22 protein-coding genes are annotated in these 23,751 nt (G+C 62.2%); 5 read left to right on the top strand and 17 right to left on the bottom strand.

Annotated elements, in window-relative coordinates; genetic code table 11:
- Window positions 1–3: 3 nt before the first annotated feature.
- Window positions 4–942 carry an alpha/beta hydrolase gene (locus CF161_RS07100; protein ID WP_020295884.1) on the bottom strand — a complete coding sequence of 313 codons (939 nt, stop codon included), beginning with the start codon at window positions 940–942 and terminating at the stop codon, window positions 4–6.
- A gap of 107 nt (window positions 943–1,049) precedes the next feature.
- Between CF161_RS07100 and CF161_RS07105 the strand changes: the two genes are divergently transcribed.
- Both CF161_RS07105 and CF161_RS07110 read left to right on the top strand, forming a co-directional pair.
- Window positions 1,050–1,631: a DUF6436 domain-containing protein gene (locus tag CF161_RS07105; protein WP_020295885.1), complete on the top strand. Its 582-nt coding sequence runs from the start codon at window positions 1,050–1,052 to the stop codon at window positions 1,629–1,631.
- A 105-nt stretch (window positions 1,632–1,736) separates the two neighbouring features.
- Window positions 1,737–4,148, top strand: coding sequence for a penicillin acylase family protein (locus CF161_RS07110; protein ID WP_020295886.1), 2,412 nt, complete (start codon window positions 1,737–1,739; stop codon window positions 4,146–4,148).
- 17 nt (window positions 4,149–4,165) lie between these two features.
- Here the strand turns inward: CF161_RS07110 and CF161_RS07115 are convergent, their stop codons facing one another.
- Window positions 4,166–5,131, bottom strand: coding sequence for a GlxA family transcriptional regulator (locus tag CF161_RS07115; protein WP_020295887.1), 966 nt, complete (start codon window positions 5,129–5,131; stop codon window positions 4,166–4,168).
- 217 nt (window positions 5,132–5,348) lie between these two features.
- On the opposite strand from CF161_RS07115, the gene CF161_RS07120 reads away from it, so the two are divergent.
- Window positions 5,349–5,990 (top strand): HD domain-containing protein, encoded by a 642-nt coding sequence (locus CF161_RS07120; protein WP_020295888.1) that lies wholly within the window; start codon window positions 5,349–5,351, stop codon window positions 5,988–5,990.
- A gap of 64 nt (window positions 5,991–6,054) precedes the next feature.
- Here CF161_RS07120 and CF161_RS07125 read toward each other — a convergent pair whose 3' ends face one another.
- The 8 genes from CF161_RS07125 to CF161_RS07160 form a co-directional block, all read right to left on the bottom strand.
- Window positions 6,055–6,945 carry an ABC transporter permease subunit gene (locus CF161_RS07125; RefSeq protein ID WP_020295889.1) on the bottom strand — a complete coding sequence of 297 codons (891 nt, stop codon included), beginning with the start codon at window positions 6,943–6,945 and terminating at the stop codon, window positions 6,055–6,057.
- Window positions 6,942–7,823, bottom strand: a complete 882-nt coding sequence (locus CF161_RS07130; protein ID WP_177326759.1) for an ABC transporter permease subunit — start codon at window positions 7,821–7,823, stop codon at window positions 6,942–6,944. The genes CF161_RS07125 and CF161_RS07130 overlap by 4 nt, the downstream gene beginning before the upstream one ends.
- A 35-nt stretch (window positions 7,824–7,858) precedes the next feature.
- Complete coding sequence (locus CF161_RS07135) at window positions 7,859–9,001, bottom strand: ABC transporter ATP-binding protein (protein WP_020295891.1); 1,143 nt, start codon at window positions 8,999–9,001, stop codon at window positions 7,859–7,861.
- Between the two features lie 71 nt (window positions 9,002–9,072).
- On the bottom strand, window positions 9,073–10,167 hold the full coding sequence (locus tag CF161_RS07140; protein WP_020295892.1) for a polyamine ABC transporter substrate-binding protein: 1,095 nt from the start codon (window positions 10,165–10,167) through the stop codon (window positions 9,073–9,075).
- A gap of 254 nt (window positions 10,168–10,421) precedes the next feature.
- Window positions 10,422–11,519, bottom strand: coding sequence for a polyamine ABC transporter substrate-binding protein (locus CF161_RS07145; RefSeq protein WP_020295893.1), 1,098 nt, complete (start codon window positions 11,517–11,519; stop codon window positions 10,422–10,424).
- A gap of 200 nt (window positions 11,520–11,719) precedes the next feature.
- Window positions 11,720–13,084, bottom strand: a complete 1,365-nt coding sequence (locus CF161_RS07150; RefSeq protein WP_020295894.1) for an aspartate aminotransferase family protein — start codon at window positions 13,082–13,084, stop codon at window positions 11,720–11,722.
- Window positions 13,085–13,137: 53 nt separating this feature from the next.
- Window positions 13,138–14,496 carry a glutamine synthetase family protein gene (locus CF161_RS07155; protein ID WP_020295895.1) on the bottom strand — a complete coding sequence of 453 codons (1,359 nt, stop codon included), beginning with the start codon at window positions 14,494–14,496 and terminating at the stop codon, window positions 13,138–13,140.
- A gap of 36 nt (window positions 14,497–14,532) precedes the next feature.
- The gene (locus tag CF161_RS07160) at window positions 14,533–15,309 is read right to left on the bottom strand and encodes a gamma-glutamyl-gamma-aminobutyrate hydrolase family protein (protein WP_020295896.1); all 777 of its coding nucleotides are present in this window, start codon (window positions 15,307–15,309) and stop codon (window positions 14,533–14,535) included.
- Between the two features lie 278 nt (window positions 15,310–15,587).
- On the opposite strand from CF161_RS07160, the gene CF161_RS07165 reads away from it, so the two are divergent.
- Both CF161_RS07165 and CF161_RS07170 read left to right on the top strand, forming a co-directional pair.
- Window positions 15,588–16,964 carry a glutamine synthetase family protein gene (locus CF161_RS07165; RefSeq protein ID WP_020295897.1) on the top strand — a complete coding sequence of 459 codons (1,377 nt, stop codon included), beginning with the start codon at window positions 15,588–15,590 and terminating at the stop codon, window positions 16,962–16,964.
- Window positions 16,965–17,122: 158 nt separating this feature from the next.
- The gene (locus CF161_RS07170; RefSeq protein ID WP_020295898.1) at window positions 17,123–17,755 is read left to right on the top strand and encodes a TetR/AcrR family transcriptional regulator; all 633 of its coding nucleotides are present in this window, start codon (window positions 17,123–17,125) and stop codon (window positions 17,753–17,755) included.
- 75 nt (window positions 17,756–17,830) lie between these two features.
- Here the strand turns inward: CF161_RS07170 and CF161_RS07175 are convergent, their stop codons facing one another.
- From CF161_RS07175 to CF161_RS07205, 7 genes are all read right to left on the bottom strand, one after another.
- On the bottom strand, window positions 17,831–18,046 hold the full coding sequence (locus CF161_RS07175; protein ID WP_003213899.1) for a molybdopterin-binding protein: 216 nt from the start codon (window positions 18,044–18,046) through the stop codon (window positions 17,831–17,833).
- A gap of 108 nt (window positions 18,047–18,154) precedes the next feature.
- On the bottom strand, window positions 18,155–18,961 hold the full coding sequence (gene ssuB / locus CF161_RS07180) for an aliphatic sulfonates ABC transporter ATP-binding protein (RefSeq protein ID WP_020295899.1): 807 nt from the start codon (window positions 18,959–18,961) through the stop codon (window positions 18,155–18,157).
- A complete protein-coding gene (gene ssuC, locus CF161_RS07185; RefSeq protein WP_020295900.1) occupies window positions 18,958–19,746 on the bottom strand; it encodes an aliphatic sulfonate ABC transporter permease SsuC in 789 nt (262 codons plus the stop codon). The genes ssuB and ssuC overlap by 4 nt, the downstream gene beginning before the upstream one ends.
- Window positions 19,747–19,754: 8 nt before the next feature.
- A complete protein-coding gene (gene ssuD / locus CF161_RS07190) occupies window positions 19,755–20,903 on the bottom strand; it encodes an FMNH2-dependent alkanesulfonate monooxygenase (protein WP_020295901.1) in 1,149 nt (382 codons plus the stop codon).
- Window positions 20,904–20,928: 25 nt separating this feature from the next.
- The gene (locus tag CF161_RS07195) at window positions 20,929–21,894 is read right to left on the bottom strand and encodes a sulfonate ABC transporter substrate-binding protein (RefSeq protein ID WP_020295902.1); all 966 of its coding nucleotides are present in this window, start codon (window positions 21,892–21,894) and stop codon (window positions 20,929–20,931) included.
- A gap of 99 nt (window positions 21,895–21,993) precedes the next feature.
- Window positions 21,994–22,587 (bottom strand): NADPH-dependent FMN reductase, encoded by a 594-nt coding sequence (ssuE, locus tag CF161_RS07200; RefSeq protein ID WP_020295903.1) that lies wholly within the window; start codon window positions 22,585–22,587, stop codon window positions 21,994–21,996.
- Window positions 22,588–22,853: 266 nt separating this feature from the next.
- The gene (locus CF161_RS07205; RefSeq protein WP_020295904.1) at window positions 22,854–23,492 is read right to left on the bottom strand and encodes a peroxiredoxin; all 639 of its coding nucleotides are present in this window, start codon (window positions 23,490–23,492) and stop codon (window positions 22,854–22,856) included.
- Window positions 23,493–23,751 lie beyond the last annotated feature (259 nt).

Consider the following 23,751-nt stretch of genomic DNA (forward strand, 5'->3'; position numbering starts at 1 on the left):
CGCCTACAGGTGCTGGTCGAGGAAGGCGAAATACTGTTCGCGAAATTCAGGGGTTTCATTGGCCAGGTGATGGCGCGCACGCGGCAGCATCAGTACCTGGGGCTGATCGAACTTGCCGCAGATCACCTGCAGGTTGTGTCGCCAATCCACCGTCATGTCCTGCTCGCCCTGCACGATCAACGGGCGCCGGGAGCTGCGGGGCGCGGTTTCCAAACGTTTGATCCAGCGCGACAAGGCACCGACCCAGGCCGTTGGCAGGCGCTGCGGCTGCAAGGGGTCGGCCTGCAGGAACGGCATGAAATCGGGGTCGTTGGTGTTCTCGCTGAAGCGCCGGGCAATCCCGCTGACAAAGGGTTTGAGCAGGTAATAGCTGAGCATCGACCAACCCCAGGAGCGCGGCCGCACCAGGGGTGACAGCAAGATCACCCGACCCTGGGCAGGACTCTGCTCACCCTCATGGAGCAAATGATCGACCACGATTGCGCCACCGGTGCTCTGCCCGAACAGGTGCCAGGGTTGGGGCAAATCCAGGGACCGCGCCTCGGCAAACAACCCCTGCACCACCGCCTGGTACACCGCGAAATCATCGATGCTGGCGCGCTCGCCGCTGGACAGCCCGTGCCCCGGCAAATCGCAGGCAATCACCACGAACTGATGCTCCAGGGCCCACTCGATCACGTGCCGGTACAGGCCCATGTGGTCGTAATAGCCGTGGTACAGAAACAGGGTCGCCACCGGATGTTCCGGCCACCAGACCTGGCTGACCACTTCAAACCCCTGCACCTCGAACCGCCCCAAGCGGCAACGAAACGGCGTCGCACGCTGGGCAAAATCCAGCCCGTAGAAGCGCTGATAGGCCCGCGCCTGCGCCGACAGGGGCTGCGCGGCAGCCAACGGTTGCAGGCTGGCACGCAATTGATCGGGGTCGAACGTCGCAGGCATAGGGCTTTCCAAAGGTGGCGCGAAGCGCAAAACAGGCTTTATGGGCCTGCGATATTCATCTGTCGCGGCAAGCATGGCAAGCTACGCGACCTCGAGGACCGATCCGCATGCCCAAGCCTTACCGCACGACACTCCTTGCCAGCCTGCTTGCACTCATCTGCGCCGGGGTGCTGTGGGCAGCCTACGACTGGTTCCAGGGCCGCTACCTGCGCGCCTTCAGCGAACACACCGCAGTGTTTTCCGGCGACCCGCTGCAACTGCCCGCCGAACTGGCCGGCCCCGGGGCGATCCGCCTGGTGCACTTCTGGGACCCGGCCTGCCCGTGCAATGTCGGCAACCAGCAGCACCTGGGCGAATTGATCGAACACTTCGGCCCCCTGGGCGTCGAGTTCTACGCCGTGCAAAAGCCCGGCAGCCATGGCCAGCTCCCCGTCACCCTGAACGCACTCAAGCCCATCGCCACACTGCCCGGCGCCGAGCAGATCCCCGCCAGCCCGGCCGTGGCGATCTGGGACCGCAACGGCAAGCTGGCGTACTTCGGCCCCTACAGCGAAGGCCTGACCTGCAACTCCAGCAACAGTTTTATCGAACCCATCCTGCAGGCCCTGCATCAGGGACGCACGGTCGACGCGACCCACACCCTGGCGGTGGGCTGCTATTGTCCATGGCCGGTGAACCCTGTGAACTAGGGCATTCCCGACTTTTCAAGGACAGGGCTGCCCAGCCGCCGACGGGCCGTGCTAAATGTCTGCGGTCCACCCGGACGGCATTCGAAGATCGAACCAGGAGCCTCCATGAAACGCAGCTTGCGCGTACTCGCCGTGTTGATCCTCGCCCTTGCCGCCGGGGCCGGCGGCTACCTGTACAGCAAGCAGCCTTCACGCCAGGGCCAGGTCGAACTGGCCGGCCTCCAGGGCTCGGTCACCGTGCGCTATGACGAGCGCGGCGTACCCCATATCCGCGCCGAAAACGAAACCGACCTGTACCGCGCCCTCGGCTATGTCCATGCCCAGGACCGCCTGTTCCAGATGGAAGCCATGCGCCGCCTGGCCCGCGGCGAACTGGCCGAGGTGCTGGGGCCCAAGCTGGTGGACACCGACAAACTGTTTCGCAGCCTGCGCATTCGCGAACGAGCAGCCCGCTACGTGGCGGCGCTGGATCGAGAGTCGCCGGCCTGGAAGGCGCTGCAAGCCTATCTGGACGGCATCAACCAGTATCAGGACAGCCACGCCAGCCCGATCGAGTTCGACGTGCTGGGCATCCCCAAGCGGCCCTTCACCGCCGAAGACACCATCAGCGTCGCCGGCTACATGGCCTACAGCTTTGCCGCAGCCTTTCGCACCGAACCGGTGCTGACCTATGTGCGCGATCAGCTGGGCAGCGACTACCTGAAAGTCTTCGACCTCGACTGGCAGCCCAAGGGCGTGCTGGCAAACCACAAGACCCCACCGGCCCCGGCCCTTTCCGCCCGCGATTGGCAGGGCCTGGGCGCCCTCGCCCAACTCAGCCGTCAGGCCCTGGAAGATGCCGGCCTGCCGCAGTTCGAGGGCAGCAATGCCTGGGCGATCGCCGGCAGCCGCACCAAAAGCGGCAAGCCATTGCTCGCCGGAGACCCGCACATTCGCTTCTCGGTGCCTGCGGTGTGGTATGAGGCGCAGCTTTCGGCGCCGGGCTTCGAGCTGTACGGCCACCACCAGGCCCTGGTGCCCTTTGCGTTCCTCGGGCACAACCTGGATTTCGGCTGGAGCCTGACCATGTTCCAGAACGACGACCTCGATCTGATCGCGGAGAAGGTCAACCCGGACAACCCCAACCAGGTGCGCTACCACGATCAATGGGTCGACCTCATCAGCAGCGAGCAACAGATCGCGGTCAAGGGCCAGGCCCCGGTGACCCTGGTGCTGCGCCAGTCGCCCCATGGCCCGATCGTCAACGACGCCCTTGGCGCCAACGCCGGCCAGACACCGATCGCCATGTGGTGGGCGTTTCTGGAAACCCCCAACCCGATCCTCGAAGGTTTCTACCAGCTCAACCGCGCCGACACCCTGGCCAAGGCCCGCAGCGCCGCGAGCAAGGTCCAGGCGCCCGGCCTGAATATCGTCTGGGCCAACGCCCGCGGCGATATCGGCTGGTGGGCCGCGGCCTTGTTGCCCAAGCGTCCGCTGGGGGCCACCCCGAGTTTTATCCTCGACGGCAGCAGCACGCTGGCCGACAAGGACGGCTTCTACCCGTTCAGCGCCAACCCCCAGGAAGAGAACCCGGCACGCGGCTACATCGTCTCGGCCAACTTCCAGCCGGTGTCGCCCAGCGGGATGGAGATCCCCGGGTACTACAACCTGTCCGACCGTGGCCAGCAGCTGGATCGGCAACTCAGTGACAAAACCGTGAAGTGGGACATCGACGCCAGCCAGAAGCTGCAACTGGGCACCACCACCGCCTACGGCCCGCGTTTACTGGCTCCGCTGCTGCCGGAGCTGCGCAGCCTGGTCAGCGATCCCCAGGAGCTGAAACTGGTGGAGCAACTGGCGCAATGGCCCGGCGACTACCCAGTGCAGTCCACCAGCGCCACCCTGTTCAACCAATTGCTGTTCGAGCTGGCCAATGCGGCGTTCCATGAAAAGTTGGGCGACTCGCTGTTCGACACCCTGCTCACCACCCGGGTCATCGATGCCGCCCTGCCGCGCCTGACCGCCGACGCCAACTCGCCCTGGTGGGACAACCGCCTGACGCCGCAACGGGAAACCCGCGCCGACACCCTCAAGCTGGCCTGGCGCGCCAGCATCGACCACCTCAAGCGCACGTTGGGCGACGACCCGGCCCAGTGGCGCTGGGGCGATGCCCACACCTTGACCCACGGCCACCCGCTGGGCACGCAGAAGCCCCTGGAGCGGGTGCTCAATGTTGGCCCGTTTTCCGCCCCCGGGGCCCACGAAGTGCCGAACAACCAGACCTCGAAAATCGGCCCGGCGCCCTGGCCGGTGACTTACGGCCCGTCGACCCGGCGCATCATCGACTTCGCCGACGCGGCCCACAGCCTGACCATCAACCCGGTCGGGCAAAGTGGCGTGCCCTTCGACAAGCACTACCAGGACCAGGCCGAAGCCTATATCGAAGGGGTCTACCAGCAGGCGCACTTCAGCGAAGAAGAAGTCCTCGCCAATACCCGCAGCACCCTGAAACTGCTGCCGGCACGCCCGGCGCACTGACGCTCGGCGCCGCTCACTCAGGCCGGCGTGGCGAAGTTCAGGCGAAACTGCTGCGGCGTTACCCCCAGGCGGCGGTTGAAGACGCTGCGCATGTGCTGGGCATCGCGGAAGCCGCATTGATAGGCCACGATCTTGAGCGGCGCGCGGGTGCTTTCGAGCATCACCCGCGCCGCGTCCAACCGGGCGCGCTCGACGAACTCCGCCGGAGTGACCTTGGCCTCGCGGGCAAAGACGCGGGAAAAGTTGCGCGCGCTCATGTTGGCCGCTCGCGCCAGGTCGGCGATGTTCAGGTCGCCATTGAGGTTGGCCAGCACGTAGTGCTGCACCAGCGCCACCGCCGAAGTGGCTTCGGCGTGGGGCGTGAGGAACGGGCTGAACTGCGACTGCCCGCCCCCGCGCTGGGTGAACACCACCAGGCGCTTGGCCACGCTCAGGGCCACTTCGGCGCCGTGATCACGGGCCAGCAGGTACAGCGACAAGTCGATCCCGGCCGTGACCCCGGCCGAGGTGAACAGCTCGCCATCCTGCACATACAGCCGATCGGCCTCGACCCGGGCCGAGGGACAGAGCGCCGCCAGGGCCGTGGCGTCGTTCCAGTGGGTGGTGACCGTGCGCCCCTCCAGCAGGCCGGCCCGGGCCAGCATGAACGCGCCATTGCAGATCGAGCCAAACCCGCCAGCGCCCAGGCTCGCCTGCCGCAGCCAGGCGTCGAACTGCGGGCCGAAATCCAGAAACGGCAACTGGGGCCCGCCCGCCGCCAGCAGCAGGTCGTAGTGGGCGTCGGCTTCGCTGAAATGCCGGTGCGCCTGCAGCGTCAGCCCATTGGAACAAGCCAGCAGGCCGCGCTCGACACCGATGACCTGCAACCGGTAATGGGCCTCGGGGGCCAGGAAGCGATTGGCCTCGGCAAACACATCCATGGGCCCGGTGACGTCCAGGGACTGCACCCCGGGAAATACAACGATGGCAACGCTTTTGCCCATGGGATCGATCACCTGCCGGGAGTTGAAGGGGGGACCAGAGGCTGGAATCCAGCCTGGGGCGACGGGGCATAACCCTAGCGAATCACCGGCCAGTAAGCGAGCTGGCACGAAATGCACGCCGATTGGCCGGGATCGCAGCCATGGCTCGATTGTCCGCCATGGGGCTGGGGAACAGACTGGCTCCATCAGCGCCGCCCCGGCGCCCGAGGACCACCCCATGAGCAACCGCATCGCCGGCATCCCGATCCCCGACAGCGCCCTAGCCCGGGCCACCACCGAATACATCCGCGACCTCGAGCCCGACCTGCTGTACCACCACTCGCGCCGGGTGTTCCTGTTCGGCGCCCTGAGTGGCGAACGCCGGCAACTGGCCTACAACCCGGAGTTGCTGTACGTCGGCGCGATGTTCCACGACCTGGGCCTGGTCGAAGGCCTGCGCAGTGCCGAGCACCGTTTTGAAGTGGACAGCGCCAATGCAGCCAAGGCCTTCCTCCAGCCTTACGGCCTGAACGACGATGATCTAGAGCAGGTCTGGCTGTCCATCGCCCTGCACACCACGCCAGGGGTCACCGAGCATTTGCGGCCGAACGTGGCGCTGGTCACCGCTGGTGTCGAGATGGACGTGCTGGGCATCGATTACGCGGCCTTTCCGGCCGCGCAACGCGAGGCCGTGGTCCACGCGCACCCTCGGGGCGAAGGCTTCAAGGAATGCATCCTCTGTGCGTTCGCCGAGGGCTTCAAACACAAGCCCTTGAGCACCTTCGGCACGGTGAACGCCGATGTGCTGGTGGACAGCGAGCCCGGTTTCAAGCCGCTGAATTTTGTCGAGGTGATCCGCCAGTCGCCCTGGAGCTCTTGAACCGGGGCCCACGGCAGAAACATAAACGCCCCTTCGACAGGGGCGTTTATGGCATTGCTTGGGCTTAAACGGCTTCCGGCGCCTGGGCCCGACGGACGTCAGGCTGTTTCCAGGAATCGGCCGCGCTTTCTTCGATGGCCTGCTGGATCGCCCGCTTGCGCGCTTCTTCGGCGCGGCGGCTGAAGAACCAGACCAGGAAGGTCACCAGGGACACCGCCAGCAGAATCAGGCTGGCCACGGCGTTGATTTCCGGTTTGACCCCCAGGCGCACCGCCGAGAACACTTCCATCGGCAAGGTGGTGGAACCCGGGCCGGATACGAAGCTGGCCAGTACCAGGTCATCCAGAGACAGGGCGAACGACATCATGCCGCCGGCTGCCAGGGAGGGCGCGATCATCGGGATGGTGATCAGGAAGAACACCTTCCACGGCCGTGCCCCGAGGTCCATGGCCGCCTCTTCGATGGACAGGTCCAGCTCCCGCAGACGCGCCGACACCACCACCGCCACATAGGCCGAGCAGAAGGTGGTGTGGGCGATCCAGATGGTCACCAGGCCACGTTCCTGGGGCCAGCCGATCATCTGTGCCATGGCCACGAACAGCAGCAACAGCGACAGACCGGTGATCACTTCGGGCATCACCAACGGCGCGGTCACCAGGCCGCCGAACAGCGTGCGGCCCTTGAAGTGGGTGATCCGGGTCAGCACGAACGCCGCCAGGGTCCCCAGCGCCACCGCGGCGATCGCCGTGTAGCAGGCGATCTCCAGGGAGCGCAGGACCGAGCCCATCAGTTGGGTGTTGTCCAGCAGGCCGACGTACCACTTGATCGACCAGCCGCCCCAGACCGTCACCAGTTTCGAGGCGTTGAACGAGTAGATCACCAGGATCAGCATCGGCAGGTAGATGAACAGCAAGCCGAGTACCAGCATCAGGGTCGAAAAACTGAAGCGCTTCATTCTTTGCCCTCCATCTCTTTGGCCTGACTACGGTTGAAGAGGATGATCGGCACAATCAGGATCGCCAGCATCACCACCGCCAGGGCCGACGCCACCGGCCAGTCACGGTTGTTGAAGAACTCTTGCCAGAGCACTTTACCGATCATCAGGGTTTCCGGGCCGCCCAGCAGTTCCGGGATCACGAACTCGCCCACCACCGGGATGAACACCAGCATGCAGCCGGCGATGATGCCGTTCTTGGACAGTGGGATGGTGATCTTCCAGAAGCTGTTGAAGGTGCTTGAACCCAGGTCCGACGCGGCTTCCAGCAGGCTGTGGTCGTGCTTCACCAGGTTCGCGTACAGCGGCAGGATCATGAACGGCAGGTAGGAATAGACCACGCCGATGTACACCGCGATGTTGGTGTTGAGGATCTGCAGCGGCTCGTTGATCCAGCCCATGCCCATCAGGATGCCGTTGAGCAGGCCGTTGTTGCTGAGGATGCCCATCCAGGCATAGACGCGGATCAGGATCGCGGTCCAGGTCGGCATCATGATCAGCAGCACCAGCACGGTCTGGATCTCTTTGCGCGCCGTGGCGATGCCGTAGGCCATCGGGTAGCCGATCAGCAGGCAGAGGATGGTGCTGAAAAACGCCATCTTCAGCGAGCCGAGGTAGGCGGCGATGTACAACTCGTCGTCGCCCAGCATCGAGTAGTTGCCCAGGTTCAGCAGCAACTGCACCTTCTGGTCGACGTAGCTGTAGATCTCGGTGTACGGCGGGATAGCCACATCGGCTTCAGCGAAGCTGATCTTCAGGACAATGAAGAACGGCAGCATGAAGAACAGGAACAGCCAGATGAACGGGACCCCGATGACCAATTGACGGCCACCGGGAATTATTCGATTGAGTCGGCGTTTGAGCTTTCGCATGTTCATGAGCGCAGTACCACGCCGCTGTCGTCTTCCCACCACACGTAGACCTGGTCACCCCAGGTCGGACGGGCGCCACGGCGCTCGGCGTTGGCCACGAACGACTGCACCAGCTTGCCGCTCGGCAGCTCGACGTAGAACACCGAGTGTCCGCCCAGGTAGGCGATGTCGTGCACCTTGCCGCTGGACCAGTTGTATTCGCAGGTCGGCATTTCGGCAGTGACCAGCAGTTTTTCCGGGCGAATGGCGTAGGTCACCGACTTGTCTTGCACCGAGGTGCTGATGCCGTGGCCGACGTAGATCTGGCGATCCAGGTCTTTGCAGGTGATGGTGGCGTGGCCCTCGGCGTCGTCGATCACTTCACCTTCGAAGATGTTGACGTTGCCGATGAACTCGCAGACCAGGCGGCTGACCGGGGTTTCGTAGATGTCGATCGGGCTGCCGATCTGCGCGATCCAGCCCAGGTGCATGATGGCGATGCGTTCGGCCATGGTCATGGCCTCTTCCTGGTCGTGGGTCACCATCACGCAGGTCACGCCGACGCGCTCGATGATCTCCACCAGCTCCAGTTGCATCTGCGAACGCAGCTTCTTGTCCAGGGCACCCATCGGCTCATCGAGCAGCAGCAGTTTCGGACGCTTGGCCAGGGAGCGAGCCAGGGCCACGCGCTGGCGCTGGCCACCGGAGAGCTGGTGCGGCTTGCGCTTGGCGTATTGGCTCATCTGCACCAGCTTGAGCATTTCCGCGACCCGGGCGTCGACTTCCGCCGCCGGGATCTTGTCCTGCTTGAGGCCGAAGGCAATGTTCTGGGCCACGGTCATGTGCGGGAACAACGCATAGGACTGGAACATCATGTTGATCGGCCGCTCGTAGGGCGGCATGTCGGTGATGTCCACGCCATCGAGGAAGATTCGCCCCTCGGTCGGCCGCTCGAAGCCTGCGAGCATGCGCAGCAAGGTGGATTTGCCCGAACCCGATCCGCCGAGCAAGGCGAAGATTTCGCCTTTCTTGATTTCCAGGGACACGTCGTCCACGGCAATCGTCTCGTCGAACTTCTTCGTGACCCGGTCGATTTTGACCAACACCTGCTTAGGTGTCTGGTCGCCCTCGAGGGCTTTCTTGTAGGCGCCGGAGGCAACAGCCATTTGCGAAACTCCCAACAAAATTTGCAGCTCGCCCGATACAGGCGAGCCTTGGATAGTTTGAGCCTTTGAAGCTATTTACCCGACTTGACCTTGGTCCAGCTACGGGTCATGAGACGTTGAATCTTGGGCGGCAACTCGGAGTTGACGTACAGCTTGTCGACGATGGCTTGCGCTGGGTAAACCGCCTCGTCGGTTCGTACTGCCTGGTCCATCAGCTCGCCCGCCTTGGGGTTGGGGTTGGCGTAACCGACGGCGTCGCTGACCTGAGCGATGACCTCAGGCTTGAGCAGGTAGTTGATAAAGGCATGGGCCTCCTTGACGTTGCCGGCATCCCGCGGGATGGCCAGCATGTCGAACCAGAGGTTGCCGCCTTCCTTGGGGATCACGTAGGCGATTTCCACGCCCTTGCCGGCCTCTGCCGCACGGGCCTTGGCCTGGAATACATCACCGGAGAAACCGGCCGCGACGCAGATCTCGCCATTGGCCAGGTCGGAGATGTACTTGGAAGAGTTGAAGTACGTCACGTAGGGGCGCACGGCCAGCAACTTGGCCTCGGCCTTCTTGTAGTCTTCGGGGTTCTGGCTGTTGGGCGACAGGCCCATGTAGTTGAGCACCGCCGGCAGCATTTCATCGGCTGAATCGAGGAAGGCCACGCCGCAGCCGGACAGCTTCTTGATGTTTTCCGGCTCGAACAGCATGGCCCAGGAATCGATCTTGTCGACGCCCAGCGCGGCCTTGACCTTCTCCACGTTGTAACCGATGCCGTTAGTGCCCCACAGGTAAGGCACGGCGTACTGGTTGCCCGGGTCGTTCTTCTCCAGGCGCTTGAGCAGCACCGGGTCGAGGTTGGAATAGTTGCTCAACTGCGCCTTGTCGAGCTTCTGAAAAGCCCCGGCCTTGATCTGCTTGCCCAGAAAGTGATTGGACGGCACCACCACGTCATAGCCGGTATGCCCGGCCAGCAACTTGCCTTCCAGGGTTTCATTGGAGTCGAACACGTCATAGACCGGCTTGATGCCCGTGGCTTTTTCAAAGTCCGCCAGAGTGCTCTGACCGATATAGTCGGACCAGTTATAAATATGCACGGTAGGTGCTGCCTGGACACTGACGGCCAGCGTCAGTCCGGCGCCGACCAGCAAGGCTTTGCGAAATAAAGAAATAGGCAAGTGGAGGTCCTCTAAATAGTTGGGCCCAAGTTGCCCCGTGTCACATGACAGCCCGAAGCTGCCCGGCAACAAAACCGGCGCGCAACTTACCCTCGATAAACCGTTCCAGCAAAACTTTCTGTCATTTAATTACGGCAAAACCGATGTAGCCGCTGCTGGCAGGCTGCCAGCGCTGACCAAGAAAACCCTGCTTTCATCAGCGCCAGGCCCCTTTCGGGGCCATCGCAGCCTTGGGCAGCGGCTACAGGTTTGCGTTATTTACCGGATTTGATCTTGGTCCAGCTGCGCGTCAGGATCCGCTGGGTCGCGGCCGGCAAGTCGGCAATCGCATACAACTTGGCCTGCACCTCCGCTGACGGGTAGATGCCTGGGTCGCTGGTGATGTCTTTATCGACCAGGGCGGTTGCAGCCGCGTTACCGTTGGGGAAACGCACGGCGTTGGTGATCTCGGCCATGATTTCCGGCTTCTGCAGGAAGGTCATGAACTTGTAGGCGCCGTCGACGTTTTCCGCATCTTTGGGGATGGCGACCATGTCGTAGAAGCTGCCAGCACCTTCTTTCGGAATGTTGTAGCTGACTTTGACCTTGTCACCGGCTTCGGCAGCGCGGGACTTGGCCTGGTAGATATCGCCCGAGTAACCGACCGCAACGCAGATGTTGCCGTTGGCCAGGTCAGAGATGTACTTGGAAGAGTGGAAGTAGCCGATCGAAGGACGGATCTTCAGGAACAGGGCTTCAGCTTCGGCCAGTTGTTTCTTGTCCTGGCTGTCGGTTGGATAGCCCAGGTAGTGCAGTGCCACCGGAATCATCTCGGTGGGCGAATCGAGGAAGCTGATGCCGCACGACTTCAACTTGGCTGCGTTCTCAGGCTTGAACAGCAGGTCCCAGGAGTTGGTCGGTGCATCGGCGCCCAATGCAGCCTTGACCTTCTCGGCATTGAAGCCGATACCGATCGAGCCCCACATGTAAGGGAAGGCGTGTTTGTTGCCCGGGTCGCTGACGGATACGGCCTTGAGCAAGGATTCGTTGAGGTTTTTCCAATTAGGCAGTTTGGAACGGTCCAACTCTTGGTAGACACCGGCCTTGATCTGTTTGGCCAGGAAGTTGTTGGACGGCACCACAATGTCGTAACCGGACTTGCCGGCCAACAACTTGGCTTCCAGGGTTTCGTTACTGTCGAACACGTCGTACACGACTTTGATACCGGATTCGGTTTCAAACTTCTTGATGGTGTCCGGTGCGATGTAGTCGGACCAGTTGTAAACGTGCAGAACCTTGTCATCGGCCTGGGCTGCGCCAGCGATTGCGCCCATCAGGGAGATCGCGAGGAGGGTCTTGCCAGCTATCTTCATACCTAATGCCTTCATGCGTAATGCTCCAATTATTCTTTTTAACCACATTCTTGTTAACCAAGAGCCGGCGGCCGATTCCCGGGCAACTAAAAACAGCGGGTAGTCTGGCAAGATCCAAGGCAGGCTTTCAAGGAAAGACCCATCCTTTATAACTGCTCAGGGCGAAAGTACCGCGAGATACTCCGCCCAGAGCCTAGCACTTAGCCTTGCAGCGCACTCAAGGTCAGATCCAGGCACTTGCGTGCCTTGGCCACCAGTTCATCGATCTCCGCGTGGCTGATCACCAGCGGTGGAGCGATGATCATGGTGTCGCCCACGGCGCGCATGATCAGGCCATTGTCGAAGCAGAACTGACGGCAGATCATGCCGACGCCCTTGCCCACATACCGCGCCCGTGTCGCCTTGTCCTGAACCAGCTCGATGGCGCCCAGCAGACCCACTCCACGAACTTCGCCCACCAGGGGGTGATCGTTGAGTTCGCGCAGACGTTTCTGCAAATAAGGTGCCGTTTCTGCATGAACGCGTTCGATAATTTTTTCATCACGCATGATGCGGATGTTTTCCAGGGCCACGGCCGCCGCCACCGGGTGCCCGGAATAGGTGAAGCCGTGGTTGAAATCGCCGCCTTCATTCAATACCGCGACCACTTCGTCGCGCACGATCAGGCCACCCATCGGGATGTAGCCCGAGGTCAGGCCCTTGGCGATGGTCATCATGTCCGGCTTGAGGCCGTAGAAGTCGCTGCCGAACCATTCGCCGGTCCGCCCGAAACCGCAGATCACCTCGTCGGCGACGAACAGGATGTCGTACTTGGCGAGGATTTCCTTGATGCGCGGCCAGTAGCTTTCCGGCGGCACGATCACGCCACCGGCGCCCTGGATCGGCTCGGCAATAAAGGCACCGACGTTATCCACGCCGATTTCCAGAATCTTCTCTTCCAGCTGATTGGCGGCCCAGACCCCGAACTCTTCGGGGCTCATGTCGCCACCCTCGCCGAACCAGTAGGGCTGCGGGATGTGAACAATGCCCGGGATCGGCAGGTCGCCCTGTTCGTGCATGTAGGTCATGCCGCCCAGGCTGGCGCCGGCCACGGTGGAACCGTGGTAGCCGTTGACCCGGCTGATGATGGTTTTCTTGTTCGGCTGGCCCTTGATCGCCCAGTAGTGGCGGACCATACGCAGCATGGTGTCGTTGCCTTCGGAGCCGGAACCGGTGAAGAACACGTGGTTCATGCCTTCAGGGGCAATGTCGGCGATGGCCTTGGACAGCTCCAGCACCGGCGGGTGGGCGGTCTGGAAGAACAGGTTGTAGTACGGCAGTTCTTTCATCTGCTTGGCCGCAGCGTCCGCCAGTTCATCGCGACCGTAACCGATGGCCACGCACCACAGGCCGGCCATGCCGTCGAGGATCTTGTTGCCTTCGCTGTCCCACAGGTAAACGCCCTTGGCGGTGGTGATGATCCGCGGGCCTTTCACTTTCAGCTGCTTGAAATCGCTGAACGGGGCCAGGTGGTGATCGTTGCTGAGGGCTTGCCATTCACGGGTTTGCGGGTTGTTGCTGGTCATACGGCTCTCCTAGAGTCAGTGGGGCGCCGCTTGCGGCCGCGGCGCCCGGTGTGTCAGACGGCGAACAGCAGGAATTCCCGCTCCCATGAGCTGATCACGCGCTTGAAGTTTTCATGCTCGGCCCGCTTGACCGCGACGTAGCCAGTGATGAATTTTTTACCCAGGTATTTTTCGACGGTGGCGCTGTTTTCCATACGCTCCAGCGCGTCTTCGATGGTCAGCGGCAGGCGCAGGTTGCGGCGCTCGTAACCACGACCGACCACCGGCGCGCTCGGATTGATCCCCTCGACCATGCCGATAAAACCGCAGAGCAGGCTCGCGGCAATCGCCAGGTAAGGGTTGGCGTCGGCGCCCGGCAAGCGGTTTTCCACCCGGCGGTTCTGCGGGCCGGCATCCGGTACGCGCAGGCCCACGGTGCGGTTCTCTTCGCCCCACTCCACGTTCACCGGCGCCGACGTGTCGGGCAGGAAGCGGCGGAACGAATTGACGTTCGGTGCGAACAGCGGCAACAGCTCGGGAATCAGCTTCTGCAAACCACCGATGTGGTGCAGGAACAGCTGGCTCATGGTCCCGTCTTCATTGGAGAAGACGTTCTTGCCGGTATTGATGTCGATGATGCTCTGGTGCAGGTGCATGGCGCTGCCGGGTTCGCCGGTCATGGGCTTGGCCATGAAGGTCGCCGCTACATTGTGCTTGAGCGCGGCCTCGCGCATGGTGCGCTTGAACACCAGGATCTGGTCGGCCAGGGACAGGGCATCGCCGTGACGGAAGTTGATTTCCATCTGCGCCGTGCCGTCTTCGTGGATCAGGGTGTCGAGGTCCAGTTCCTGCAGCTCGCACCAGTCGTAGACGTCTTCGAACAACGGGTCGAATTCGTTGGCGGCTTCAATGGAGAACGACTGGCGGCCGGTTTCCGGGCGACCGGAGCGGCCGATGGGCGGCTGCAGCGGGAAGTCCGGGTCTTCGCAGCGCTTGGTCAGGTAGAACTCCATCTCCGGCGCGACGATGGGCTGCCAGCCGCGATCGGAATAGAGCTTCAGGACTTTCTTCAAGACGTTGCGCGGCGACAGCTCGATCGGGTTGCCTTGCTTGTCGTAGGTGTCGTGGATCACCTGCGCCGTGGGCTCGATGGCCCAGGGCACGAGGAATACAGCATTCTGGTCAGGGCGGCAGATCATGTCGATGTCGGCAGGATCGAGCAGCTCGTAATAGATGTCGTCTTCGACATAGTCGCCGGTGACCGTCTGCAACAGCACGCTCTCGGGCAGGCGCATGCCTTTTTCGGCGATGAACTTGTTGGTCGGCGAGATCTTGCCCCGGGTGATACCGGTCAGATCGCCAATCATGCATTCGACTTCTGTGATCTTGTGGTCTTTCAACCAATCAGTGAGCTGGTCGAGGTTGTTACTCATAAATGCCTCTAGGCTGAGTTTCCTGACTCTTATAAGTCAGGCGTTTTGTGACGCATCGGCGTCGCGTTGTGTTGCCCGCTTGCGGCAGGCCTCACCAAAGGCCTGGAAAATGGCCAGGTAGTGAGGGTTGGAGCTTACCTGCCATTCGGGATGCCATTGCACGCCTAAAGCAAAAGCCTTGCCCGCCGTCACGGAAATCGCCTCGATCAAGCCGTCCGGCGCTACCGCCTCGACCCGCAGGCCGGGGGCCGGGCGATCAACGCCCTGGGCGTGGATCGAGTTGACCTGGATCTCACTCGGCAAGCCCAGCCCGGCCAGCACACCGCCGGCCTGGATGTGCACGGCGTGGGCCGGGGCATACTGCACCTCCAGCGGCTGGCTGGGATCTTCGCGGTGGTCCATGTAAGGGCCGACCAGATGAACGTTCTGATGCAGGCTGCCGCCGAAGGCGACGTTCATTTCCTGAAAGCCGCGGCAAATACCGAGCACCGGAATTCCGGCCGCAACAGCAGCACGAATCAACGGGAGGGTGGTGGCGTCGCGTGCAGAATCATGAGCAGTACCCGGCGCACTGGCCTGGCCCTGGTAATGAAAAGGTTCGATATTGGAGGGGGAGCCGGTAAAGAGGATGCCATCCAGACCGTCAATAATATCGTTCGGGTCGAGCAGCTCTGCCAGGGCTGGCAGAATCAATGGCAAGCCCTTGGCAGCAACAGCAACTGCGCGGACGTACTTATCGCCACTGATATGATAAGCATGCAGACCGACCTGCTTGGTGCAGGCGGTGACGCCGATTAACGGCAGGCGAGACATGAAGCACCCCGGTATTATTGCTGTTATGGGTTTGAATCGAGCTTAGCCTTGTTCATTTTTTTACACAACACCCCCGTAAAAAATACAACACGGCCCGCTCAAGCCTGCGGTACCGGAGGTAGCTGAAGACGGAAAAACGCCCTGTTTTGCCGCGAAAGTGCCGTGCAAGCGCTTTATTAGGGCGTAAAAGGCCTCACTTGACTTCGGCATGCCGTTCGGGTTGACTGAAACCAGAAAAGATCAATGATTGATATTTTTAACAACAAAGGTGTTGCATCATGTCGGTACCCCCGCGTGCCGTTCAGCTTAACGAAGCGAACGCGTTCCTTAAGGAACATCCTGAGGTTCTGTACGTTGACCTTCTGATTGCGGATATGAATGGTGTGGTGCGCGGCAAGCGCATCGAACGCACCAGCCTCCACAAGGTTTACGAGAAAGGCATCAACCTGCCGGCCTCTCTATTTGCTCTGGATATCAATGGCTCGACGGTGGAAAGCACCGGCCTGGGTCTGGACATCGGCGATGCTGACCGAATCTGTTATCCGATCCCCGATACCCTGTGCAACGAGCCGTGGCAGAAGCGCCCCACCGCGCAACTGTTAATGACCATGCACGAACTCGAAGGCGAACCTTTCTTCGCCGACCCGCGGGAAGTGTTGCGCCAAGTCGTTACCAAATTTGACGACCTGGGCCTGACCATCTGCGCCGCGTTCGAGCTGGAGTTCTACCTGATCGACCAGGAGAACGTGAATGGCCGCCCGCAACCGCCGCGCTCGCCGATCTCCGGCAAACGCCCGCACTCGACACAGGTCTACCTGATCGACGACCTCGACGAATACGTCGACTGCCTCCAGGACATTCTGGAAGGTGCGAAAGAGCAAGGCATCCCGGCTGACGCCATCGTCAAGGAAAGTGCCCCGGCGCAGTTCGAAGTGAACCTGCACCACGTCGCCGACCCGATCAAGGCCTGCGATTACGCGGTACTGCTCAAGCGCCTGATCAAGAACATCGCCTACGACCATGAGATGGACACCACCTTCATGGCCAAGCCTTACCCGGGCCAGGCGGGCAACGGTCTGCACGTGCACATTTCGATTTTGGACAAAGACGGCAAGAATATTTTTGCCAGTGAGGATCCCGAGCAGAACGCCGCATTGCGTCACGCGATCGGCGGTGTGCTCGAGACCCTACCGGCGCAGATGGCTTTCCTCTGCCCGAACGTCAACTCGTACCGTCGTTTCGGCGCTCAGTTCTACGTGCCGAACTCGCCGTGCTGGGGCCTGGACAACCGCACCGTGGCGATCCGCGTCCCGACCGGTTCGTCCGATGCCGTGCGCATCGAACACCGCGTAGCCGGCGCCGACGCCAACCCGTACCTGCTGATGGCTTCGGTCCTGGCAGGCGTGCACCACGGTCTGACCAACAAGATCGAGCCGGGGGCGCCGGTTGAAGGCAACTCCTACGAGCAGAACGAGCAAAGCCTGCCGAACAACCTGCGCGATGCCCTGCGCGAGTTGGACGACAGCGAAGTCATGGCCAAGTACATCGACCCGAAATACATCGATATCTTTGTCGCCTGTAAAGAGAGCGAGCTGGAGGAGTTCGAACACTCCATCTCCGACCTCGAATACAACTGGTACCTGCATACCGTGTAAGCGGTTGCAGTAAAAACAACGCCGCAGGCCTCAGCGCCTGCGGCGTTTTTTTATGGGTCGCCACCAGGCGCTTTATCAGCGGCGGTGCGCGAGGGTGTCCTGGCAGACAACCTTCCACCCTGCTCGTACAATGCCCGCTGCCCAGTGAGGAGACTTCGATGACCCGCCCCGCCCCCCTTCGCAAACCCCGCGCCCGCAGCCAGGCCCGCATCGACTCGATCCTCGATGCCGCCCGCACCCTGCTGGCCGCCGAGGGCGTGGCCAGCCTGTCGATCTACAGCGTGGCGGAACGGGCGCAGATCCCGCCGTCGTCGGTCTACCACTTCTTCGCCAGCGTCCCGGCGCTGCTGGAGGCCCTCACCGCCGATGTCCACGCCGCCTTTCGCGCCTGCCTGCAAGAGCCCATCGAAACCACCCGCCTGCACAGCTGGCGCGATCTCTCGCGCCTGGTGGAGCAACGCATGCTCGCCATCTACAGCGAGGACGCCGCGGCCCGCCAGTTGATCCTCGCCCAGCACGGCCTGACCGAAGTCACCCAGGCCGACCGCCAGCACGACCTTGAGCTGGGCGACCTGATGCACACCCTGTTCGATCAGCACTTCCAGTTGCCGGCGCTGCCGACCGATGTCGACGTGTTCGCCCTGGCCATGGAGCTGGGCGATCGGGTCTATGCGCGCTCGGTGCAACAGCACGGCCAGATCACCCCGCGCATGGCCGAGGAAGGCATGCGCGTGTTCGACGCCTACCTGGGGCTGTACCTGCCGCCGTACCTGGCCAAACGCGAGGCGTGACCCGCACCTCTCCAGGGCGCCCATAAAAAAAGCCCCGAAGGGCTCACACCCGTCGAGGCTGACTCAACACCGCGATCACAACTTGGCGATCGACACCTCGGTGGATTTCACGAACGCGATCACTTCGCTGCCGATCACCAGCTCCAGCTCCTTGACCGAACGGGTGGTGATCACCGAGGTGACGATGCCGGAGGCGGTCTGCACGTCGATTTCCGACAGCACGTCGCCTTCGACGATTTCCTTGATGGTGCCTTTGAACTGGTTACGGACGTTGATGGCTTTGATAGTCATGCGATTTCTCCTAGGGTCGAAAATAAGCGGCAAGTGGCGAGTTTCAAGCCGCAAGTAAAAGCGCCGTGCTCTTGCTTGCCGCTGGACGCTTGCAACGTGCAACTGCTCTTACTGTGCCCAGCGCAATTGCGTGGGCAGGGGTGAAACAGGTTCCGGCTCGGGGGGTGACCCGGGCAGCGACAGCACACGGTTCAGTACTTCGGTTTCCAGCGCGGCCAGGCGGTGCGAGCCACGGGCCCGAGGGCGCGGCAGGTCCACCAGCAGGTCGAGGCCGACTTCACCGTCTTCGATCAGGATCACGCGGTCGGCAATGGCAACCGCTTCGCTGACGTCATGGGTGACCAGCAACACCGTGAAGCCATGTTTTTGCCACAGGCCTTCGATCAGTTGCTGCATCTCGATCCGGGTCAAGGCGTCCAGGGCACCCAGGGGCTCATCCAGCAGCAATAGACGCGGCTGGTGGATCAAGGCGCGGGCCAGGGCCACGCGCTGCTTCTGCCCACCGGAAAGCGCCGCCGGCCATTCCTGGGCCCGGTCCGCCAGGCCGACCGCCTCCAGGGCCTGCAACGCCTGCGGACGCCAGTTGCCCTTGAGGCCGAGGCCGACGTTGTCGATGACCTTTTTCCAGGGCAGCAGGCGCGCCTCCTGGAACATCAGCCGGGTGTCTTCAATCGCCTCGCTGAGCGCTGCCGAGCCGGCCAGCAGCTCGCCCGCCGTGGGCTTGTCGAGACCGGCCAGCAGGCGCAGCAAGGTGCTCTTGCCGCAGCCGCTGCGACCGACCACGGCCACGAACTGCCCGGCCGGAATATGCAGGTCGATCTCGCGCAACACCTGGCGCGAGCCAAAAGTCTTTTGCAGCTTGCGCACCGCCAGCGGAATACCGCGCAGCAGGCGTGGAGGTTGTTGAGCCGTCATTGCGCACCGCCTTTAGCCACTTGATAGGCCGGATGCCAACGCAACCAGACACGTTCCAGGCCACGGGCGGCCAGGTCGGCCAGCTTGCCGAGCACGGCGTACAGGACGATCGCCAGCACCACCACGTCGGTCTGCAGGAATTCCCGGGCGTTCATTGCCAGGTAACCGATGCCCGAGCTGGCAGAGATGGTTTCCGCCACGATCAGGGTCAGCCACATAAAGCCCAGGGCAAACCGCACCCCCACCAGAATCGATGGCAGGGCACCCGGCAGGATCACCTGGCGGAACAGGCTGAAGCCGGACAGGCCATAGCTGCGGGCCATTTCCACCAGCGCCGGATCGACGTTGCGGATGCCGTGGTAGGTGTTGAGGTAGATCGGGAACAACGTCCCCAAGGCCACCAGGAAGATTTTTGCCGACTCATCGATGCCGAACCACAGGATCACCAGTGGAATCAGCGCCAGGTGCGGCACGTTGCGAATCATCTGCACCGAGCTGTCCAGCAGGCGCTCGCCCCACTTCGACAGGCCAGTGATAAAGCCCAGGGCCAGGCCGATGCCGCCGCCGATCAGGAAGCCGATCGCCGCGCGCCAGCCGCTGATGGCCAGGTGGGTCCAGATTTCGCCGCTGCGAATCAGGCTGACCCCGGCTTCAATCACCGCGCTGGGTGCCGGCAGGATCCGCGTCGACAACCAGCCCGCCGACACCGACAGCTGCCACACCGCCAGCAGCAATACTGGCAAGGCCCACGGCGCCAGCCGATGGAATACGTTTTGACTGTTCATGGCCGCGCTCAGCTCTGGGACACAGCTTTGGGAAGGATGTCGTTGGCCACCATCTCGCCGAACGGGCTCACGTACCCGCTGCTTTTCGGCAATTCGGGACGTTCGATATCCAGGTGCGGGAACAGCAGTTCGGCAACCCGATAGGCCTCTTCCAGGTGTGGGTAACCGGAGAAGATAAAGGTGTCGATGCCCAGGTCCGCGTACTCCTGCATGCGCGCCGCCACCGTCGGTCCGTCGCCGACCAGAGCGGTGCCGGCACCACCGCGCACCAGGCCGACGCCGGCCCAGAGGTTGGGGCTGACTTCCAACTGGTCGCGGTTGCCGCCATGCAAGGCTGCCATGCGCTGCTGACCGACCGAATCAAAGCGCGCCAGCGAAGCCTGGGCCCGGGCGATGGTGTCGTCGTCCAGGTGGGAAATCAGGCGCTCGGCGGCTTGCCAGGCTTCATCGTTGGTTTCACGCACGATCACATGCAGGCGAATGCCAAAGCGCACGGTGCGCCCCAGCTTGGCCGCCTTGGCCCGCACCTGCTCGATCTTCTCGGCCACCGCCGCCGGGGGCTCGCCCCAGGTCAGGACCATCTCCACCTGCTCGGCCGCAAGATCCTGGGCCGCTTCCGACGAACCGCCAAAGTACAGCGGCGGACGCGGTTGCTGGATCGGCGGGTACAGCAGCTTGGCGCCCTTCACACTGATGTGCTGGCCGTCGTAGTCAACGGTTTCGCCTTCCAGTACCCGGCGCCAGATGCGGGTGAATTCCACCGAGGCCTGGTAACGCTCTTCATGACTCAGGAACAACCCATCGCCGGCCAATTCATCCGGATCGCCACCCGTCACCAGGTTGAACAACGCCCGGCCACCGGACAGGCGATCCAGGGTCGCTGCCTGACGCGCCGCCACCGTCGGGGAAATGATCCCGGGGCGCAGGGCTACCAGGAATTTCAGGCGCTGGGTCACGGGGATCAACGAGGCCGCCACCAGCCAGGAGTCCTCGCAGGAACGTCCGGTAGGGATCAGCACCCCGCCAAAGCCAAGACGATCGGCGGCCTGGGCAATCTGCTGCAGGTACCCGTGATCGACGGCCCGTGCGCCTTCGGCGGTGCCAAGGTAATGGCCGTCACCGTGGGTAGGCAGAAACCAGAAAATATTGAGGCTCATGGAGTTGTCTCCTAAGGGGTTCGAGTTACGGCGCTTTGGCAACGGCGGCAGGTGGGGTCCAGATCACATCCTTGATGCTCAACGGCTTGGGAATCAGCTTGAGCTGGTAGAAGCTGTCGGCGATTTTCTGCTGCGCGGCCACCACCTCGGGGGTCAGGAACAACGCGCCGTAGCCCTGGCGCTTGACCGACGTCAGGGTGATGTCGGCGGGCAGGCCCAGCAGCGGCGACACCTGTTTGGTCACCTCCTCGGGGTTGGCCTTGGACCACTCACCGACTGCGCGCACTTCTTCCACCAGGGCCTTGATCACCTCAGGGTGTTGCTCGGCGTAGGACTTGGTTGCCAGGTAGAACTGGTGGTTGTCGACGATGCCGCTGCCATCGCGCAGGGTGCGCGCTTGCAACTGTTGCTCGGCGGCGGCCTGGTACGGGTCCCAGATCACCCAGGCATCGACACTGCCGCGCTCGAACGCGGCACGGGCATCGGCGGGTGGCAGGAAAATGGTCTGGATATCGCTGTATTTCAGGCCTGCATCTTCCAGGGCGCGCACCAGCAGGTAATGCACGTTGGAGCCTTTATTGAGCACCACCTTCTTGCCCTTGAGGTCCTGCACCGACTTGATCGGCGAGCCCTTGGGCACCAGGATCGCCTCGCTGGTCGGTGCCGGCGGCTCGTAAGCCACGTAGAGCAGATCGGCACCGGCGGCCTGGGCGAACACCGGCGGGGTTTCGCCGGTCACACCGAAGTCGATCGAACCGACATTGAGCCCTTCCAGCAGCTGCGGGCCACCGGGGAACTCGGTCCACTGCACGTCGACGCCTTGCGCCGCCAGGCGTTTCTCCAGGGAGCCCTTGGCCTTGAGCAGCACCAGGGTGCCGTATTTCTGATAACCGATACGCAGGCTTTCAGCCTGGGCTTGGGTGATGGCGCCGAAGGACACAGCCGCAACAAACAGAGCGACCAGACCGCGACGCAAAACTACAGGGCGCATGGCGCTCTCCTTTTGCTGTGGGGTTTTTGGCTGCACCTGCTTGGCCGTTGGCGGCTGAGTAAGGTCAGTACTGCAAAATTCGGGTAAGACGGTTGCGGCTCAAATGCTCCAGCGAGCACTCAACAAACGTTCATTCAAGATATGCGGATCCAGCGGCTTGGGACGGCGCGCCATGGCGCTGTGGAACTGCTCCAGGGCCTCGCTCAGACGCTGCTCCAGCGCCGGTGCCAGTTGCGCCTGGGCGCTGCCTTCGCCGTAGGCGATCTGGCTGTCCTCGGCAAAAATGCCGTGCAGCATCTCCTGGGCCTTGAGCGCCGACAGCACCGGCTTGAGCGCGTAATCCACCGCCAGCATGTGGGCGATGCTGCCGCCCGTGGCCATTGGCAACACCACCTTGTGACTCAGGGCGCGTTCGGGCAGCAGATCGAGCACGGTCTTCAACGCGCCGGAGAACGACGCCTTGTACACCGGCGTGGCGATCAGCAAGCCGTCGGCCTGGTCGATCTGTTGCAACAGGTCGATCACTTTCGGGCTGTCGAAGCGGGCGTGCAGCAGATCTTCGGCCGGGAAGTCCCGTACCTGATAACTGACAACTTCCACACCGTGCTGCTGCAACCAGCGCCTGGAGTGATCCAGCAGCACCCCGGAACGGGAGCGTTGGCTGGGACTTCCACCGAGTGAGACGACCAGCATGCAGAGGTTTCCTTGAGGGCTGAAAGCGATTCGCGGTTTGCGATCTCGCTGAATGGGACAGACCTTAACAGTCAATTTATATATCTATAAATCTTATTTTTTCATTTGTTTATTCTTAAAAAGAATATAAGAAGCAAAATCTTCCAGGCAAAAAAATAGGCCGTCGAGACGGCCTTAAACCCCTGCTTCATGATTCTGCAAAGCCCCGGGGAGCCGGCGCAGCAACGAATAGCCCGTCGCCGGCACCTCGACTCCCCCAGGCGTGATTAACGATTGGGCTGTGGTGTCAGGCGCAGGTAGGGCTTCACTGCGCGGTAACCTTTGGGGAAGCGTTTCTTGATTTCGTCTTCGTCCTTGAGGGACGGCACGATCACCACTTCATCACCGTCCTGCCAGTTGGCGGGAGTCGCCACCTTGTAGTTGTCGGTGAGTTGCAGCGAGTCGATCACCCGCAGGATCTCGTGGAAATTGCGCCCGGTACTGGCCGGGTAGGTGATGGTCAGGCGGATTTTCTTGTTCGGATCGATCACGAACAGCGAACGTACGGTCAGGGTGTCGTTGGCGTTGGGGTGGATCAGGTCGTAGAGGTCGGACACCTTGCGATCGGCGTCGGCCAGGATCGGGAAGTTGACGATCGTGTTCTGGGTTTCGTTGATGTCCTCGATCCACTTGTGGTGCGAGTCCACCGGGTCCACCGACAGGGCAATGGCCTTGACCCCACGCTGGGCGAATTCGTCCTTGAGCTTGGCGGTAAAGCCCAGCTCCGTGGTGCACACCGGGGTGAAGTCCGCCGGGTGGGAAAACAGCACGCCCCAGCTGTCGCCGAGCCATTCGTGAAAACGGATCTTGCCGGCGCTGGAATCCTGCTCGAAATCGGGGGCGATGTCGCCCAGTCTTAGGCTCATGGGTGCTGCTCCTGTGAGTGCGGTATGCAGCTACTCTGCCTGCACTGGAGCTTATTTAAAAAGAATAAATATCGATTTATTCAGATCATAAAAGAATATTAAAAATCTATTCACTGGACCCACGGGCAGGCGAAGACCACCCTATTCATCAGGGTTCGAGAAGGCCTTGAGTGGTTGCAAAGAGGGGATTCGGGAAGGGCTCGCGGGGGTGGGCCCGACTTGAAACAGCACCACGCCCGGCATTGCGCCGGGCGTGGTT

The sequence above is a fragment of the Pseudomonas sp. CF161 genome, from assembly GCF_000416215.1.
In the GTDB taxonomy this organism is placed as follows: Bacteria; Pseudomonadota; Gammaproteobacteria; order Pseudomonadales; family Pseudomonadaceae; genus Aquipseudomonas.

Bases quoted from the DNA above. Each gene is read 5' to 3' on its own strand.
- CF161_RS07170 (WP_020295898.1), top strand. From the start codon at position 17,123: ATGACCCGCCCCGCCCCCCTTCGCAAACCCCGCGCCCGCAGCCAGGCC.
- ssuB (WP_020295899.1), bottom strand. From the start codon at position 18,961: ATGACGGCTCAACAACCTCCACGCCTGCTGCGCGGTATTCCGCTGGCG.
- CF161_RS07120 (WP_020295888.1), top strand. From the start codon at position 5,349: ATGAGCAACCGCATCGCCGGCATCCCGATCCCCGACAGCGCCCTAGCC.
- CF161_RS07100 (WP_020295884.1), bottom strand. From the start codon at position 942: ATGCCTGCGACGTTCGACCCCGATCAATTGCGTGCCAGCCTGCAACCG.
- CF161_RS07195 (WP_020295902.1), bottom strand. From the start codon at position 21,894: ATGCGCCCTGTAGTTTTGCGTCGCGGTCTGGTCGCTCTGTTTGTTGCG.
- CF161_RS07125 (WP_020295889.1), bottom strand. From the start codon at position 6,945: ATGAAGCGCTTCAGTTTTTCGACCCTGATGCTGGTACTCGGCTTGCTG.
- CF161_RS07175 (WP_003213899.1), bottom strand. From the start codon at position 18,046: ATGACTATCAAAGCCATCAACGTCCGTAACCAGTTCAAAGGCACCATC.
- CF161_RS07115 (WP_020295887.1), bottom strand. From the start codon at position 5,131: ATGGGCAAAAGCGTTGCCATCGTTGTATTTCCCGGGGTGCAGTCCCTG.
- CF161_RS07105 (WP_020295885.1), top strand. From the start codon at position 1,050: ATGCCCAAGCCTTACCGCACGACACTCCTTGCCAGCCTGCTTGCACTC.
- CF161_RS07135 (WP_020295891.1), bottom strand. From the start codon at position 9,001: ATGGCTGTTGCCTCCGGCGCCTACAAGAAAGCCCTCGAGGGCGACCAG.
- CF161_RS07205 (WP_020295904.1), bottom strand. From the start codon at position 23,492: ATGAGCCTAAGACTGGGCGACATCGCCCCCGATTTCGAGCAGGATTCC.
- CF161_RS07110 (WP_020295886.1), top strand. From the start codon at position 1,737: ATGAAACGCAGCTTGCGCGTACTCGCCGTGTTGATCCTCGCCCTTGCC.
- ssuD (WP_020295901.1), bottom strand. From the start codon at position 20,903: ATGAGCCTCAATATTTTCTGGTTTCTGCCTACCCACGGTGACGGCCAT.
- CF161_RS07165 (WP_020295897.1), top strand. From the start codon at position 15,588: ATGTCGGTACCCCCGCGTGCCGTTCAGCTTAACGAAGCGAACGCGTTC.
- CF161_RS07155 (WP_020295895.1), bottom strand. From the start codon at position 14,496: ATGAGTAACAACCTCGACCAGCTCACTGATTGGTTGAAAGACCACAAG.
- ssuE (WP_020295903.1), bottom strand. From the start codon at position 22,587: ATGCTGGTCGTCTCACTCGGTGGAAGTCCCAGCCAACGCTCCCGTTCC.
- CF161_RS07145 (WP_020295893.1), bottom strand. From the start codon at position 11,519: ATGAAGATAGCTGGCAAGACCCTCCTCGCGATCTCCCTGATGGGCGCA.
- CF161_RS07160 (WP_020295896.1), bottom strand. From the start codon at position 15,309: ATGTCTCGCCTGCCGTTAATCGGCGTCACCGCCTGCACCAAGCAGGTC.
- ssuC (WP_020295900.1), bottom strand. From the start codon at position 19,746: ATGAACAGTCAAAACGTATTCCATCGGCTGGCGCCGTGGGCCTTGCCA.
- CF161_RS07150 (WP_020295894.1), bottom strand. From the start codon at position 13,084: ATGACCAGCAACAACCCGCAAACCCGTGAATGGCAAGCCCTCAGCAAC.